Below are 15,079 nucleotides of genomic sequence, written 5' to 3'. Positions count from 1 at the left end.
TTTCCTATTCTTTTCGGTTTACCGAAAAACAGAACCGATGCTAGCCTTTCCCTGCCGGCTTCGGAGGAGGAGTCGGCCGCAAGACTGTTTGGGAGGACAGGCTATGCACCCAGTCAACGGGCTCATCCGCGCATGAGCGGCGACAGCGTTCTTGTCTGCGACAACATCACCCGCCGCTTCGGCGGCGTGGTTGCCTTGAAGAATGTCTCGGTCGCGGTGCAGCGGGGCGAGATTTTCGGGCTGGTCGGGCCGAACGGCTCGGGAAAGACCACGCTGGTCAATGCCATCACCGGCTTCTATCCGCCGCAGGAAGGCCGCATCACGCTGGACGGCCGGCAGATCAACGGGCTGAAGCCGTTCCGCATCGCGTCCATGGGCGTGGCGCGGACCTTCCAGAACGTCGCGCTGTTCCACGGCATGTCGGTCCTGGACAACATCCTGATGGGGCGGCACATCTTCATGAAGCCCAATCCGCTGGCCTCGTTCTTCTATCCGTGGTGGGCGCAAAAGGAAGAAGTGGCCCATCGCCGCCATGTCGAAGAGGTGATCGACCTTCTGCAACTGGCCCCTGCCCGCGACGAACATGTCGACGTGATCCCCCTGGGCTTGCAGAAGCGCGTCGAACTGGCCCGCGCGCTTTGCGCCGAGCCCAAGCTGCTGGTTCTGGACGAACCCATGGCCGGCATGAACCAGGAAGAAAAGGAATACATGGTCCGCTTCATCCTGGATGCGCAGGAGGCATTGGGCCTGACGGTCCTGATCATCGAGCATCACATGGATGTCGTGACCGCGCTCTGCGACCGGGTGCTGGTCCTGAACAACGGCCAGGAAATCGCCCAAGGCCCGGCACGCGAAGCCATTGCGGATCCGCGCGTGGTCGAGGCCTATATCGGAAAGCCCCGCCATGCAGCATGATCCGGTGAACATCGCGCAGGCCCAGGCGCTGCATCCGAACTGGCGCCAGGACGACACGATCCTGGCGCGCCTGGCGCAGAACGCGGCCGAGGTGCCGAACCAGGTCGCCATGCGCGAACGCGACCACGGCATCTGGCAGGAATACACCTGGGCCGACTACCTGCGGGCCGTGGTGGAATTCGCGGCCGGGCTTGAAGCGCGCGGCGTGAAGCCGGGCGACGTGGTGATGGTGATCGGCGACAACCGCCCGAACCTGTATTTCGCGATGCTGGGCGCGGCCTGCCTGCGCGCCATCCCCTCGCCCGCCTATGCCGATGCGCCCACCGAGGAACTGGCCGCCCAGATGGAGCGCGAGGATATCCGCGTGGCGGTCGCCGAGGACCAGGAGCAGGTGGACAAGATGCTGGAGGCCAAGGGCCGCTGGCAGCATCTGGACCTGGTGATCTATGACGACCCGCGCGGGCTTGCGGGCCGCGAACCGGCCGGCGTGGCGGGCTTCGACGCGGTCCGGGCCGAAGGTGCGGCGCGGCTGAAAGCCGATCCGGGCCTGGCCCAGGCGCTGATCGCCCGGTCCACGATCCACGACACCGTCGTGCTGATGCATTCGTCCGGCACCACCGGCGCGCCAAAGGGCATTCCGCTGAAGCACGGCCATGTCCTGTCAGGTGTCCGCAACGCCGCCGCCGCCGGCTATTTCCAGCAGGGCGAGGTCCACATGGCCTATCTGCCGATGGCTTGGGTCGGCGACTTCATCTTCTCGGTCGGCGCGGCGATGGAATTGCGCTTTACCGTCAACATCCCCGAGGCGAATGAAACCGCCCTGCACGACCTGCGGGAAATGGCGCCCACGCTGTATTTCGCATCGCCCCGCGCCTGGTCGGCCATGCTGACGCGCGTGCAGGTGGGGATCGCGGAAACCACCGGCCTGAAGCGCAGGCTGTATGATTACTTCATGCCCCGCGCGATGGAGGCCGAACGGGCGCGGCTGGACGGCAAGCCTGCGGGCGGCGGTCTGACGCGATTCCTGGGCGAATGGCTGATCTATGGCCCGATCCGCGACCAGCTTGGCCTGGGCCGCGTGAAGCGCGCCTATACCGCCGGAGAGGCCATCGGCGAGGACGTGTTCCTGTGGTTCCGCGCCATCGGGCTGAACCTGCGCCAGTTCTATGGCCAAACGGAAAACTGCGCCCTGGCGGTTGCGCAAAAGCCCGAGGACATCTCGCTGACCACGGTCGGCCGCCCCTTCCCCGGCGTCGAGATGAAGATCGACGAGCATGGAGAGATCCTGCTGCGCGGCGACAACATCTTCGACGGCTATTTCCAGAACCCCAAGGCCAGCGCCGAGGCGTTGCAGGACGGCTGGCTGCACACAGGGGACGCGGGCCAGATCGAGCCTGACGGCCAGCTGGTCGTGCTGGGCCGGGTGTCCGAAGTGGTGGAAAAGCGCGACGGCACCCGCTTCATCGCCACCTATATCGAGAACCGGCTGAAGTTCAGCGCCTATATCAAGGACGCCGCGGTGATCGGGCAGGGCCGCGACATGCTGGTGGCGATCGTCTGCGTCGACTTCCAGGCTGTGGGCCAATGGGCGCAGGAACATGGCGTGGCCTATACCTCCTATGCCGAACTGTCCCAGCAGCCCCGCATCTATGACCTGATCCGCGGAGAGATCGCGGCGGTGAACGCGCATCTTCCGCATGGGCTGTCCATCGACCGCTTCGTGAACCTGCACAAGGAATTCGACCCCGACGACGGAGAGGTCACCCGCACCCGCAAGCTCAAGCGCAACGTGATCGACGACCGCTATGGCCCGATCATCGAGGCGCTGAACCGGGGCGACGACCAGATCGATTTCAAGGCCAAGATCACCTATGAAAACGGCCAGACAGGGTCCCTGGACCGGGTGCTGCGGCTGTCCGACGTGAAGGGGGCCGCGTGATGGCATATTTCCTGGAACTGCTGATTTCGGGCGCGCTGACCGGGCTGATGTATTCGCTGGTCGCCTTGGGCTTCGTGCTGATCTACAAGTCCGCAGGCGTTCCGAACCTGGCGCAGGGCGCCCTGGTGATGACGGCGGGCTACGCGGTCTGGCTGGTCATGGCTTGGGGCCTCAATGTCTGGATCGCCATTCCCATCGCCGCCGCGATCATGTTCGGCTTTGGCCTGGTGGTGGAACGGCTGCTGCTGCGCCGCATGGTCGGCCAGCCGGTCATCATGGTGGTGATGCTGACCCTGGGGCTTGAGATCCTGCTGCGCGGCATGGTGCCGGGCATCCTGGGATCCGCGCCCAAGCCCATCGACCTGGGGATCGGCTTTGCGCCCATCATCATCGGCGACGTGTTCATCAACCGCACCTCGCTTTACGGCGGAATCGTGGCCTTGGCTCTGGTCGGCGCCTCGCTTCTGTTCTTCCGCACCCGGACCGGTACCAAGCTGCGCGCCGTGTCGGACGATCATGTGTCAAGCTGGGCCGTGGGCATTTCCGTGGAACGCGCCATCGGCATTTCCTGGGGCCTGGCGGGCATCGCCGCCGTGGTCGCGGGGGCGCTGTGGGGATCGTCGCAGGGGGTGGACTGGACGCTGTCCGCGCTGCTGTTCCCGGCGGTCGCCGTGGTGATCCTGGGCGGCGTCGATTCAGTGCCCGGCGTCCTGGTGGGCGGCATCCTTGTGGGCGTGCTGGGCACGGTCATTCCCGGATACCTGGACAGCTTCGCGGGCGGATCGACGCGCGATGTCGTCACCTCGCTCATCATCCTGCTGACCATCATGGTCCGCCCCTTCGGCATCTTCGGCCGAGAAGACATCGAGAGGATCTGACGCCATGTTCTATCGCCTCTCGGGGACGTATCACACCAGCTATCAGGCCGACCGCAAGCTGTGGAAGATCCCCACGGACCGCTGGCTGGTGATCGCGCTTCTGGTGCTGGCGCTGCTGGCCCCGTTGTTCGTCTCGCCCCTGTATCTGGGCAGCTATGTCCTGCCCTGGGTGATCTGGTCGGCCGCCGCACTGTCCTTGACGCTGCTGATGGGCCTGGCGGGTCAGTTGCATTTCGGCTTTGCCGCCGTGATGGCGATCGGGGCCTATGCATCCATCCACCTGGTCCGGGCGGGCGTGCCCTTCGAATTGGCGCTGCTGCTGTCCGGGCTGATCTCGGCGGTGATCGGCGCGATCTTCGGGGGTGCCGCGCTGCGGGTGAAGGGGCTTTACCTGGTGATGGCCACGCTGGCGATGCAGTATCTGGTCGACTGGGTCGTGGTGAACGTGCCCGCGATTTCCGGGGGCGCGCACGCCACATTGCGCACGCCCGCGGTCAGCTTCCTGTTCCTGCCCATTGAAAGCCTTGCCGCCCGATATTGGCTGGCGCTTGGCTGGGCGGTGCTGCTGACGGTGTTCTTCATGAACGTCAAGCGCACGTCCTTCGGCCGCGCCCTGGTCGCCATCCGCGACAAGGACTTCGCCGCCGCCGTGATCGGGGTGGACCCGTTCAAGACCAAGCTGATGGCCTTCTTCACGTCATCCTTCATGGGCGGCGTGACGGGCGCGATCCTGGCCTTCTGCTTCTATCGCGCGGTGACGCCGGAACAGTTCGGCTTCAACGTGTCGATCCAGTTGGTCGCCATGGTGTTGGTCGGCGGCCTGGGATCGGTGATCGGATCCTGGCTGGGCGCGGGCTTCGTGCTGCTGGCGCCGATCTTCCTGACCAACCTGGTGTCGGGCCTTGCCGCATCCGGCTGGGTGCCGGTCAGCCAGAACTTCCTGTCGCACCTGCCCTTGATGATCTACGGCGCCATGATCATCGGCTTCCTGCTGCTGGAGCCGCTTGGGCTGGCGAAAATCTATGACAACATCCGCAAGTATTTCCTGGTCTGGCCTTTCCGCCACGCCAGAAGCTGACCCTTGGGAGGGGGAACGCATAACATGGGAGGAAAACACATGACCTTTCTGCGCAAGCTGGCGCTGACAACGGCCCTTGTGGCCGGGCTGTCCGCCCCCGTGGCCGCCGAAGACGTAAAGTTCGGCCTGCTTCAGGATTTCACGGCGGTTTATACCTTCGTGACCGGCCAGTATAACCAGGGGCAGCAAGACTATCTGGCCCTGGCGAATGCCGAAGGCCTTCTGGGCGAGGGCAACTCTGTGACCGCCATCGTCCGCGACACCGGCAACCAGCCGCAGCGCGGAATCGAGGCCTATAACCGCGCCAAGGAAGAAGGCGCGATCCTGTTCGACTTCCTGTCGACGCCGGTATCCGCCGCGATCCTGGACCAGGCGCAGGCCGACAAGAACATCGTCATCACCCCCGCCCACGGGCGCGGCGACGCATCCGACGGGACCGTGTTCCCCTATGTCTTCCCGATGCTGCCCACCTATTGGGCCCAGGCCGCAAACCTGATCGAGCACATGAAGAACAATGGCGGGCTGGAAGGCAAGAAGATCGCCATCGTCCATATCGACAGCCCCTTCGGCCGCGAACCCGGCCCGATCCTGGAAGCCCTGTCCGAACAGGAAGGGTTCGAGTTCCAGGCCTTCCCCTATGCCAGCCCCGGCAACGAACAGTCCGCCGCCTGGTCCGAAGTTCGGCGTTACCGCCCCGACTATGTCCTGATCTGGGGCGCGGGCGGCGGTCAGGCCGTATCCGTGCGAACCGCCATCCAGAACGGCATCGCGCCCGAACAGATCCATTCGGTGATCTGGCTGGCCGAAACAGATGCCGCCAACGTCGGCCCGCAGATGAAGGGCGTCAAGCGCTTCGAGGCGACCGCGGCCGGCACCGACCTGCCGATCATCCAGCGGATCCAGGAAAAGGTCATCGCCGCTGGCAAGGGCTCGGGCGACCAAGCCAATGTCGGCAACAGCTACTATAACCTTGGCGTCGCCACGATGGCCGTCGCGGTCGAGGCCGCGCGCCTGGGGATGGAAGGCGGCCAGCCGCTGACCGGAGAGACGCTGAAGGCCGGCTTCGAGAAGATCTCGGGCTTTGACGCCGAGGGGCTGATGCCCGCCGTGACCTATACCGCCGAGGATCACCAAGGCGGCGGCGCAGGCCGCGTGTCGGAATGGGACGGCGAGAAGTGGGTGCCGGTCAGCGAATGGCACGCCGCCTATCCCGAGCTGATCCGCCAGGTGATCGAGGAATCGGCCGCCAAGTACAAGGAAGGCAACTAAGCCATGCCCGCGCTGATCCTGGAAAACGTCGAGGTGATCTATGACAAGGTCTTCCTGGCCATCAAGGGCGTCTCGCTTGAGGTGGGCGAAGGCGAGATGGTCGCCCTTCTGGGATCGAACGGCGCGGGCAAATCCACGACGCTGAAATCCATCTCGGGGCTCTTAGGCCCCGAGCGTGGGCTAGTCACCCGGGGCGAGATCCGCTTCGGCGACCGATCGATCCTGAACATGGGGGCGCCCGAACGGGTGGCGGGCGGGCTGGTCCATGTGCTGGAAGGCCGGCGCATCTTCGGCCACCTGACCCCGGACGAAAACCTGGTGGCCGCCTATCGCGGCCGCAGCATCGCACGCTTCAACGAATTGCGCGAACAGGTCTATGCCTATTTCCCGCGCCTCAAGGAACGCATCAAGTCCAAGGCGGGCTATCTGTCGGGCGGCGAACAGCAGATGCTGGCCATCGGCCGGGCGCTGATGACCGAACCCAAGCTGATCATGCTGGACGAACCCTCGCTGGGCCTGTCGCCGCTGCTGGTGCAGGAAATCTTCGGCATCATCGGCACGATCAACGCCGAACAGGGCATGTCGGTGCTGCTGGTCGAACAGAACGCCGCGGCTACGCTGGACATCGTGTCGCGTGCCTATCTGATCGAACAGGGGCAGGTGGTGATGTCGGGCGCGGCCGAGGTGCTGAAGTCGAATCCCGACGTGCAGGACTTCTATCTGGGCGGGGCCGAGCACACCGACTACCGCAACGTCAAACACTATCGCCGGCGCAAACGCTGGCTGGCCTGAGGAAAGCCCATGACCGTCGATCTTGACCACGCCCGCGACACGCGCGAGGGGACCCCGCTTGCCCGTCTGAACGCGCAATTGGCGCGGATGCGCGGCAGCCAGCCCTTCTGGGCGGGCCTGCCGGACAAGCCGCTGGACAGCCTGGACGACCTGGCGGCCCTTCCGGTGCTGCGCAAGTCGGATCTGGTGGACATGCAGGCCAAGGACGCGCCCTTTGGCGGGCTGACCGGCGGGCCGGTTACGGGCCTGCGGCGGCTGTTCGTGTCGCCCGGCCCGATCTTCGACCCAGAAGGGCGCGGACCGGACTGGTGGGGATCGGCTGCCGCCCTGTCTGCCGCCGGGGTGCAGGGGGGCGACGTGATCCTGAACACCTTCTCCTATCACCTGACGCCCGCCGCCTTCATCTTCGAGGCCGGGGCCGAGGCCCTGGGCTGCCCGGTCATCCCTGCCGGTCCCGGCAATACCGCCGACCAGCTTGTGGCGATCCGGCAATACCGCCCGCGCGTCTATGTGGGCGTGCCGGATTTCCTGAAGATCATCCTGGACAAGGCGGATGAGGCCGGCCTGGACCGGACCTGCCTTCAGGTCGGCATGGTCACTGGCGCGGCCCTGCCCGACAGCCTGCGGGCCGAACTTTCGTCGCGAGGCGTGGCCGTCAGCCAATGCTATGGCACCGCCGACCTGGGCATCGTGGCCTATGAGGATGGCGGGCCGGGGATGGTGCTGAACGACGGCGCGATCGTCGAGATCGTGCGTCCCGGCACGGGCCAGCCCGTCCCCGATGGCGAGGTGGGAGAGATCGTGGTGACGCGGCTTGACGCCGACTACCCGCTGCTGCGCTTTGCCACGGGCGACATGTCGGCCATCATCCCAGGGGCCACCGGCGCGCGCCGCATCAAGGGCTGGATGGGCCGTGCCGACCAGGCAGCGAAGGTCAAGGGGATGTTCGTGCGCCCCGAACAGATCGCCGCCATCGGCCGCGCGGTGCCCGGCTGCCAGCGCCTGCGCCTGGAAATCAGCCGGAGCGGCGAACAGGACCGGATGCACCTGCTGGTGGAACATGCCGACAGCGGCGTGGCGGCCCCGCTGGCCGACAAGCTGGCCGAGATCACGCGCCTGAAGGGCTCGGTCGAGGTCGTCGCGCCCGGCAGCCTGCCCAATGACGGCCGGGTGATCGCCGACCTGCGGTGATCATTCCAGGACCGGCGCGCCAGCTTCGAGGCGCGCCCGGTCCAGCACGCGCACGGCGCTGCGTCCCAGTTCGATGATGCCGGCGTCGCGCAATTCGCCCAGCATCTTGTTCACCGTTTGGCGCGAACAGCCGATGACCACCCCCAATTGCGACTGGCTGATCTGCACCGAATCGTCAGATTCGCTGGTCAATTGGCGCAGATACAGGCGGATGCGCTGTTCGGCACTGTAGTAATGGTCGGCCGTCCGGTTGCGGTTTTCCCGCATCAGACGGTCATGCAGCAGGGTGCACAGGTTCGGGATCAGGATCTGCGGGGGGACATGGGCGAACAGCGCCTTGGCGGGGCAGAACAGCACTGTCGTGTCCGTCAGGGTCTGGCAGCTGGCCGCGCAGGGTCGGCCCGACAGGGCCTCGACCTCGCCCAGCATCTCTCCGGCCGTGGCGATATGGACGATGACCTGGTTGCCGGAACTGTCCACGTAACAGACCTCGACCCGGCCCGAGGCGATGAAATAGCTGCCCTCGGTCGTCTCGCCCTGGCGCAGGATATAGGCCCCGGGTTTCAGCAGCCGGGATGTGCAGCTCGCCAGCAGCGCGTGCTTCTGGCTCCGTGTCAGCCCCTTCAGGATCGGCGCCTGAAACAGATGGGAATATTCCTGGGGATCGATCATCGCAAACAGGTCCCTCGGCAACATTCGGGCAGGCCGCCCGCGAACCGCGAAATCATAGCAATGAAGCAGGAAAAAGGCTATCCCGGCCCAAAAAGGGCAACGCATCACACAAGATGCGACGGGATAGCCGGAACTCGCACTCAACCCAGAAAATGCAGCGCACCACGACTGCGCCCTTAGACAGATAGACCTTTTGTCTGAGGCGAAGTGTCAACCAGCCGACACAAGGCCTAACAAAACGCAGCCGGGTGCGACGATTGCATTATCTGAAAGCTATAAAGTCAGGATCGCCCTGAAATCGTTCACGTTCGTCAGCGTAGGTCCAGTAATGACCTGAGCATCGCAGGCTTGGAAAAAGCCGTGCGCATCGTTCGCCGACAAGGCCTGCCGCGCAAGGTCCGGCGACATAACGGACAAGGTGCCGGGGCCGATGATCGCGCCCGCAACCTCGGCCGCGCCATCGACGCCATCCGTGTCGCAGGCCAGTGCGTGAATGCCCGGCGCCGCCGCAAGCGCAATGGCCAAGGCCAGGCAATATTCGGAATTAGGCCCGCCGATCCCTGTGCCTCGCCGGGTCACAGTCAGCTCGCCGCCCGACAGGATGAGATGCGGCTGGCCGCTGCCATGGCCGTCGGCCTGCCGCGACAGGGCCAGGCGGGCATGCTGGGCCGCGACCTCGCGCGCCTCGCCCTCCAGGGAATCACCCAGGATCTCGACGGTGCAACCGGCGGCGCGGGCCATTTCGGCCGCAGCCTCCAGCGATCGGGCAGGGGCGGCGATGATGTGGTTCTTGACCCGTGACAGGCGCGGATCGCCGGGGGGAATGACGCCGCTGCCGCCTTGCAGGGCGCGGGTGACGCTGTCAGGGACTGCGATCCCCCAGCGGTCCAGGATCGTCCGCGCATCGGCGGAGGTGCTGGCGTCGCCCACCGTCGGCCCAGACCCGATCATCGCCGGATCGTCCCCCGGCACGTCCGAGATCATCAGCGCCAGCATCCGTGCGGGCCAGGCGGCTGCAGCCAGCTGGCCGCCCTTGACGCGCGACAGGTGCTTGCGGACCACGTTCATCTGCCCGATCGGCGCGCCCGAGGCCAGCAGCGCTGCATTCACCGCCTGCTTTTCCGCAAGGCCCACGCCCTGAACCGGCGCGCAAAGCAGCGCCGAGGCCCCGCCCGAGATCAGCGCCAGAACGAAATCCCCCTCGTCAAGCCCGGCCAGCAGGTCCAGCATCCGCAGCGTGGCCTGGGCCCCGGCCTCATCCGGGACCGGATGGGCGGCCTCGACGATCTCGATCCCCTTGCAGGGGCGGCCATAGCCATAGCGGGTGATGACCAGGCCTTCGCATGACCCCCAGGCGGCTTCCACGGCCTCGGCCATGCGGGCACTGGCCTTGCCCGCGCCGATCACCACCACGCGCCCGTCGGGCCGCGGCGGCAGATGGGTTGCAAGCGAGCGCATGGGATCGGCCACCTCGACCGCGCGGTCGAACAGGGCGCGCAGGAAGGCGCCAGGGTCGGCACTTGGATCGGCGGCGGGCGCGGTCATGGGCGACGCTGGCCCAGGCCTCCGCCCGACTGGCGGCGGCGGGCGGTTTCCAGTTGCGCCTCGGCCTCGGCAATGTCGCGCGAGGCTTGGCGGACATAGTCCAGATGGTCGTGGGCCGCGGCGCGGGCTGCATCGGGGTCGCGGTCGAGGATCGCGGCCCCGATGGCGCGGTGCTGGTCGCGCAGCCGGTCGCGCATCTGCGGCAGGGTGAACATCCGCCCCCGGTTCCGCGCCACGTTGCTGCGCAGGTGGCCCGACAGCGCCCGCATGATCTGCAAAAGGACCAGGTTGTGGCTGGCCTCGTAGATTGCCTGGTGCAGGGCAGCGTCGGCCTCGGCCTCGTCTGCGGGGGTTGCGGCGGCATGGGCGGCCTCGATCGCCTCCAGCGCGGCGGCGATGCGGTCGCGATCCAGTTCCGTGGCCCGCTGCGCGGCCAGACCCGCCGCGTGGCTTTCGACCACGTCGCGGAAATCCAGATAGTCGTCCTCGACCTCGGGGTGATCGGCCAGAAGGGCGATCAGCGGGTCCGTGAAGGCCGCCTGCCCCAGCGGCGCCACGCGCAGGCCGCGCCCCTTCTCGCCCACCAGCAGCCCGCGATCCTGCAGCATCTTCAGCCCGTCCCGCAGCGTCGGGCGCGACACGTTCAGCCGCTGCGCCAGGTCACGTTCCGGCAGCAGCCCTTCATCGGGGGCCAGTGACCCTTCAAGGATCAGCGTCTCGATATGGCGGGCCACGGCCTCGGCGGCGCGTTCGGGGCGGATCGGAAATTCGGTCATGGGCGGCACCCTTATCGCTGCGGCCATATCATCGCAATTGACAGGCTTGGTCAAATCATTTTACCAAAGATGCCGGAACAGAAAGGCCCGAGCCATGTCCATCGCCATGCCGACGCCCGACCCGCGGATCATCGCGCGCGGCCCGCAGATCGTGGCTGCCCTGCGCGCCGTGCTGCCCCCGGACGCTGTGATCGACGACCCGCAGGAAACCCGCGCCTATGAATGCGACGCGCTGACGGCATACCGCTGCCCCCCGCTGGCCGTGGTCCTGCCGCGCACGACGGCAGAGGTGGCGGCAACGATGAAGATCTGCGGCCAGATGGGTGTGCCGGTGGTGCCGCGCGGGGCGGGGACGTCCTTGGCGGGCGGCGCGTTGCCCACCGCGGATTGCGTGATCCTGGGCACCATGCGCCTGCGCGACGTGTTGCAGATCGACACCGACAACCGCTTCATCCGCGTCCAGACCGGCGTGACCAACCTGTCGGTCAGCGCGGAACTGGAACCATACGGCTTCTTCTACGCGCCCGACCCGTCCTCGCAACTGGCCTGCACCATCGCGGGCAATATCGCGATGAACTCGGGTGGGGCGCATTGCCTGAAATACGGGGTCACCACCAACAACCTGCTGGGCGCGACCGTGGTCCTGACGACCGGAGAGGTCGTTGAACTGGGCGGGCCGGAACTTGGCCCCGCGGGCCTGGACCTGCTGGGCGTGCTGTGTGGGTCCGAAGGCCAGCTTGGCGTCGTGACCGAGGCCACCTTGCGCATCCTGCCCCGCCCGGAAGGCGCGCGGCCCGTGCTGATCGGCTTCGGTTCCCCCGAGGTCGCGGGCGAATGCGTGGCCAACATCATCCGGTCCGGCGTGCTGCCGGTTGCGATCGAATACATGGACGAACCCTGCCTGCGCGCGGTCGAGGCCTTCGCCAAGGCCGGATACCCCGATTGCCCTGCCGTCCTGATCGTCGAGGTCGAGGGATCGCGAGCCGAGATCGACGACCAGATCGCCCGCATCCGCGCCATCGCAGACGCCCTGAACCCGGTCGAGTTCCGCGAAAGCCGCAATGCCGACGAAGCCCTGGCGATCTGGAAGGGCCGCAAGTCGGCCTTCGGCGCGATGGGACGCCTGGGCGACTACATCTGCCTGGACGGCACCGTGCCTGTGGGCCAGTTGCCCTATACCCTGCGCCGGATCGGCGAACTGTCGCGCCAGCACGGGCTGGAGGTCGCGAATGTCTTCCACGCGGGCGACGGCAACATGCATCCCCTGATCCTGTTCAACGCCAACAAGCCCGGCGACCTGGCGCGCGCCGAGGCCTTCGGCGCCGACATCCTGCGCCTTTGTGTCGAGGTGGGCGGCTGCCTGACCGGCGAACATGGGGTGGGCGTGGAAAAGCGCGACCTGATGTCGGACCAGTATGCGCCCGAAGATCTGGCGATCCAGATGCAGGTGAAGGATGTCTTCGATCCCCAATGGCTGCTGAATCCGGCCAAGGTCTTTCCGCTGGACGCCAGCGCCGCGCATCGCGGGATGGCTGCGGAATGAACGTGGCATCGGATCTGGCGCCCATGACCGAGGCCGAACTGTCCGAAATCCTGTCGGACCACCATGCCCGGCGTGCGCCTCTGCGCATCATGGGCGGCGGCACGCGGGCCGAAAACCGTGTGGCGGGCGAAGCCCTGTCGCTGTCGCGCCTGTCCGGCGTGGTGACCTATTCGCCGGGCGAGATGACGCTGATCGCCCGCCCCGGCACGCCATTGCCGGAAATCGAAGAGATGCTGGCCGCCGAAGGCCAGGCCCTGGCTTTCGAGCCGCCCGACATGGGCGCCGTCCTAGGGGGCAACGGCACGCCTACCCTGGGCGGCACCGTCGCGGCCAATGCCAGCGGTCCGCGCCGGTTGCTGGCGGGCGCCTGCCGCGATCACCTGCTGGGTGTGCGATTCGTCGACGGCCGGGGCCGCGTGATGAAGAACGGCGGGCGGGTGATGAAGAACGTCACCGGCCTGGATCTGTCCAAGCTGCTGGCCGGATCATACGGCACCCTCGCCGTCCTGACCGAGGTGGTGCTGAAGACCCTGCCCCTGCTGCCCGCCCGCACCACGCTGTCTTTTCTCGGCGTGACCGAGGACATTGCCCTGCGCATCTTCACGACAGCTTTGTCCACCCCCTTCGAGGTCTCGGGCGCGGCCCATGTCGGCGGCACGGTCTATCTGCGCATCGAAGGGCTGGAAGGCCAGCTTGCCTATCGCCGCGACCGTCTGCTGGCGCTTCTGGCGGACCACCGCCCTGAGGTTCTGGACGATGCCCCTTGGCAAGCCATCCGCGACGTGGCGCATTTCGCCGGCGGCGGCCCGCTGTGGCGAATCCTGTGCAAGCCCAGTGATGCGCCCGGCCTTTGCGACGGGCTGCGAGCGATGGGCGGGGACTGCTCGCTGGATTGGGGCGGCGGCCTGATCTGGTATCGCGGCCCCGGCAACCCGCGTGCCCTTGCCCCCCATGCCACGCTGGTCCGCCGCGAAGGCGCGGAAGGCCCGGCCTTCCCGCCGCTGCCCCCTGCCGTCGCGCGGCTTCAGGACGGGCTGCGCCGCAGCTTCGATCCGGCGGGCATCCTCAACCCCGGCCTGATGGACGCCTGACATGCAGACCACCTTCACCGCCCAGCAACTGGCCGATCCCCTGACCGCGCGGTCGAACGAGATCCTGCGCACCTGCGTCCATTGCGGCTTCTGCACGGCGACCTGTCCTACCTACAAGGTGCTGGGGGACGAGTTGGACAGCCCGCGCGGGCGCATCTACCTCATCAAGGACATGCTGGAAAACAGCCGCGTGCCCGATGCGAAGACCGTCCAGCATATCGACCGCTGCCTGTCCTGCCTGTCCTGCATGACGACCTGTCCGTCGGGCGTGCATTACATGCACCTGGTCGATCACGCGCGGGAATATATCGAGGCGAACTATCGCCGCCCCCTGCCCGACCGGCTGCTGCGCTGGATGCTGGCGAAGATCCTGCCCTATCCCGGACGCTTCCGGCTGGCGCTGCGCGGCGCGAAACTGGGCCGTCCCTTCCGCCGCCTGCTGCCCGACCCCCGGCTGCGCGCGATGCTGGACATGGCCCCCCGCGACATCCCGCCGCCCAGCCTGAACGACCGCCCCCAGGTCTTCGCGGCCCAAGGCGCCCGCCGCAAGCGGGTGGCGCTGCTGGTGGGCTGCGCGCAGAGGGCGCTGAACACCGACATCAACGACGCCACGATCCGCCTGCTGCGCCGCCACGGCTGCGAGGTGGTGGTCCCCAAGGGCCTCGGCTGCTGCGGCGCGCTGACCCATCACATGGGCCGCACCGACGAAAGCCATGCCATGGCCGCGGCCAACATCCGCGCGGTCATGGCCGAGGTGAAGGGCGGCGGCCTGGACGCGGTGGTCATCAACACCTCGGGCTGCGGGACCACGGTCAAGGACTATGGCCACATGTTCGCGGGCGATCCGCTGGAAGCCGACGCGACGCGCGTCGCGGCCTTGGCAAAGGACATCACCGAGGTCATGGCCGACCTGGGCCTGAAGGACACGACCCATGCCGCGCCCCTGCGCGTCGGCTATCACGCCGCCTGTTCGCTGCAGCACGGGCAGCAGATCAAGGCCACGCCCAAGGAACTGCTGGCCGATGCCGGCTTCACCGTGCTGGAACCGAAGGACAGCCATATCTGCTGCGGATCGGCCGGAACCTATAACCTGATGCAGCCCGCCATCAGCGCCGAGTTGAAGTCCCGCAAGGTCTCCACACTGGAGGCTATCCGTCCCCAGGTCATCAGCGCCGGCAATATCGGCTGCATGATGCAGATCGGGTCCGGCACGGGCGTTCCGGTCGTCCACACCGCCGAACTGCTGGACTGGGCCACCGGCGGGCCCAGGCCGCGGGCGCTGTCCGAGGCCCTTGCCTAGGGCCGGGTTCTGGCGCTTGGCCAACCATTGTGGCAAGAGGCAGATCGCCGCGCCCCGACGCCGGGCATGACAAGCCGCCGCCGCGTCCGG

At 67.0% G+C, this 15,079-nt stretch carries 13 protein-coding genes; 10 read left to right on the top strand and 3 right to left on the bottom strand.

Going from position 1 to position 15,079, the window contains the following annotated elements:
• The first annotated feature begins 132 nt into the window (after nt 1–132).
• Genes IE224_RS03580 through IE224_RS03550 form a run of 7 tightly spaced genes read left to right on the top strand, consistent with a single transcriptional unit; the run spans nt 133 to nt 8,062 of the window.
• Nucleotides 133–915 carry an ABC transporter ATP-binding protein gene (locus IE224_RS03580; RefSeq protein WP_167620830.1) on the top strand — a complete coding sequence of 261 codons (783 nt, stop codon included), beginning with the start codon at nt 133–135 and terminating at the stop codon, nt 913–915.
• Entirely contained in the window at nt 905–2,854 is a 1,950-nt protein-coding gene (locus tag IE224_RS03575) for an AMP-dependent synthetase/ligase (protein WP_191308116.1), read from the top strand. Before IE224_RS03580 ends, IE224_RS03575 begins: the two co-directional genes overlap by 11 nt.
• Nucleotides 2,854–3,732, top strand: coding sequence for a branched-chain amino acid ABC transporter permease (locus IE224_RS03570; protein WP_167620828.1), 879 nt, complete (start codon nt 2,854–2,856; stop codon nt 3,730–3,732). Before IE224_RS03575 ends, IE224_RS03570 begins: the two co-directional genes overlap by 1 nt.
• A gap of 4 nt (nt 3,733–3,736) precedes the next feature.
• Nucleotides 3,737–4,810 (top strand): branched-chain amino acid ABC transporter permease, encoded by a 1,074-nt coding sequence (locus IE224_RS03565; protein ID WP_167620827.1) that lies wholly within the window; start codon nt 3,737–3,739, stop codon nt 4,808–4,810.
• A 39-nt stretch (nt 4,811–4,849) separates the two neighbouring features.
• Nucleotides 4,850–6,079: an ABC transporter substrate-binding protein gene (locus IE224_RS03560; protein ID WP_191308114.1), complete on the top strand. Its 1,230-nt coding sequence runs from the start codon at nt 4,850–4,852 to the stop codon at nt 6,077–6,079.
• A gap of 3 nt (nt 6,080–6,082) precedes the next feature.
• A complete protein-coding gene (locus IE224_RS03555) occupies nt 6,083–6,871 on the top strand; it encodes an ABC transporter ATP-binding protein (protein WP_167620825.1) in 789 nt (262 codons plus the stop codon).
• 9 nt (nt 6,872–6,880) lie between these two features.
• Entirely contained in the window at nt 6,881–8,062 is a 1,182-nt protein-coding gene (locus IE224_RS03550; RefSeq protein ID WP_191308112.1) for a phenylacetate--CoA ligase family protein, read from the top strand.
• Here the strand turns inward: IE224_RS03550 and IE224_RS03545 are convergent, their stop codons facing one another.
• From IE224_RS03545 to IE224_RS03535, 3 genes are all read right to left on the bottom strand, one after another.
• Nucleotides 8,063–8,734 (bottom strand): Crp/Fnr family transcriptional regulator, encoded by a 672-nt coding sequence (locus IE224_RS03545; RefSeq protein ID WP_167620823.1) that lies wholly within the window; start codon nt 8,732–8,734, stop codon nt 8,063–8,065. It abuts the gene before it with no gap.
• A 273-nt stretch (nt 8,735–9,007) separates the two neighbouring features.
• Complete coding sequence (locus IE224_RS03540) at nt 9,008–10,279, bottom strand: glycerate kinase type-2 family protein (protein ID WP_191308110.1); 1,272 nt, start codon at nt 10,277–10,279, stop codon at nt 9,008–9,010.
• The gene (locus tag IE224_RS03535) at nt 10,276–11,055 is read right to left on the bottom strand and encodes a FadR/GntR family transcriptional regulator (protein WP_191308107.1); all 780 of its coding nucleotides are present in this window, start codon (nt 11,053–11,055) and stop codon (nt 10,276–10,278) included. Before IE224_RS03535 ends, IE224_RS03540 begins: the two co-directional genes overlap by 4 nt.
• 100 nt (nt 11,056–11,155) lie before the next feature.
• On the opposite strand from IE224_RS03535, the gene IE224_RS03530 reads away from it, so the two are divergent.
• From IE224_RS03530 to glcF, 3 genes are read left to right on the top strand one after another with little or no spacing between them, the layout of a single operon-like run.
• The gene (locus IE224_RS03530; RefSeq protein WP_202380083.1) at nt 11,156–12,598 is read left to right on the top strand and encodes an FAD-linked oxidase C-terminal domain-containing protein; all 1,443 of its coding nucleotides are present in this window, start codon (nt 11,156–11,158) and stop codon (nt 12,596–12,598) included.
• The gene (locus IE224_RS03525) at nt 12,595–13,689 is read left to right on the top strand and encodes an FAD-binding protein (protein WP_191308103.1); all 1,095 of its coding nucleotides are present in this window, start codon (nt 12,595–12,597) and stop codon (nt 13,687–13,689) included. The genes IE224_RS03530 and IE224_RS03525 overlap by 4 nt, the downstream gene beginning before the upstream one ends.
• 1 nt (nt 13,690) lies before the next feature.
• Complete coding sequence (gene glcF, locus IE224_RS03520) at nt 13,691–14,989, top strand: glycolate oxidase subunit GlcF (RefSeq protein ID WP_191308101.1); 1,299 nt, start codon at nt 13,691–13,693, stop codon at nt 14,987–14,989.
• Nucleotides 14,990–15,079: the final 90 nt, after the last annotated feature.

The organism is Paracoccus aerius (assembly GCF_014656455.1).
Lineage (GTDB): Bacteria > Pseudomonadota > Alphaproteobacteria > Rhodobacterales > Rhodobacteraceae > Paracoccus > Paracoccus aerius.
This window is presented reverse-complemented; position numbering and strand designations above follow the sequence as displayed.

Coding starts and splice junctions, on each gene's coding strand:
- IE224_RS03560 (WP_191308114.1), top strand. CDS start 4,850: ATGACCTTTCTGCGCAAGCTGGCGCTGACAACGGCCCTTGTGGCCGGG.
- IE224_RS03535 (WP_191308107.1), bottom strand. CDS start 11,055: ATGACCGAATTTCCGATCCGCCCCGAACGCGCCGCCGAGGCCGTGGCC.
- IE224_RS03550 (WP_191308112.1), top strand. CDS start 6,881: ATGACCGTCGATCTTGACCACGCCCGCGACACGCGCGAGGGGACCCCG.
- glcF (WP_191308101.1), top strand. CDS start 13,691: ATGCAGACCACCTTCACCGCCCAGCAACTGGCCGATCCCCTGACCGCG.
- IE224_RS03555 (WP_167620825.1), top strand. CDS start 6,083: ATGCCCGCGCTGATCCTGGAAAACGTCGAGGTGATCTATGACAAGGTC.
- IE224_RS03540 (WP_191308110.1), bottom strand. CDS start 10,279: ATGACCGCGCCCGCCGCCGATCCAAGTGCCGACCCTGGCGCCTTCCTG.
- IE224_RS03570 (WP_167620828.1), top strand. CDS start 2,854: ATGGCATATTTCCTGGAACTGCTGATTTCGGGCGCGCTGACCGGGCTG.
- IE224_RS03580 (WP_167620830.1), top strand. CDS start 133: ATGAGCGGCGACAGCGTTCTTGTCTGCGACAACATCACCCGCCGCTTC.
- IE224_RS03525 (WP_191308103.1), top strand. CDS start 12,595: ATGAACGTGGCATCGGATCTGGCGCCCATGACCGAGGCCGAACTGTCC.
- IE224_RS03575 (WP_191308116.1), top strand. CDS start 905: ATGCAGCATGATCCGGTGAACATCGCGCAGGCCCAGGCGCTGCATCCG.
- IE224_RS03565 (WP_167620827.1), top strand. CDS start 3,737: ATGTTCTATCGCCTCTCGGGGACGTATCACACCAGCTATCAGGCCGAC.
- IE224_RS03545 (WP_167620823.1), bottom strand. CDS start 8,734: ATGATCGATCCCCAGGAATATTCCCATCTGTTTCAGGCGCCGATCCTG.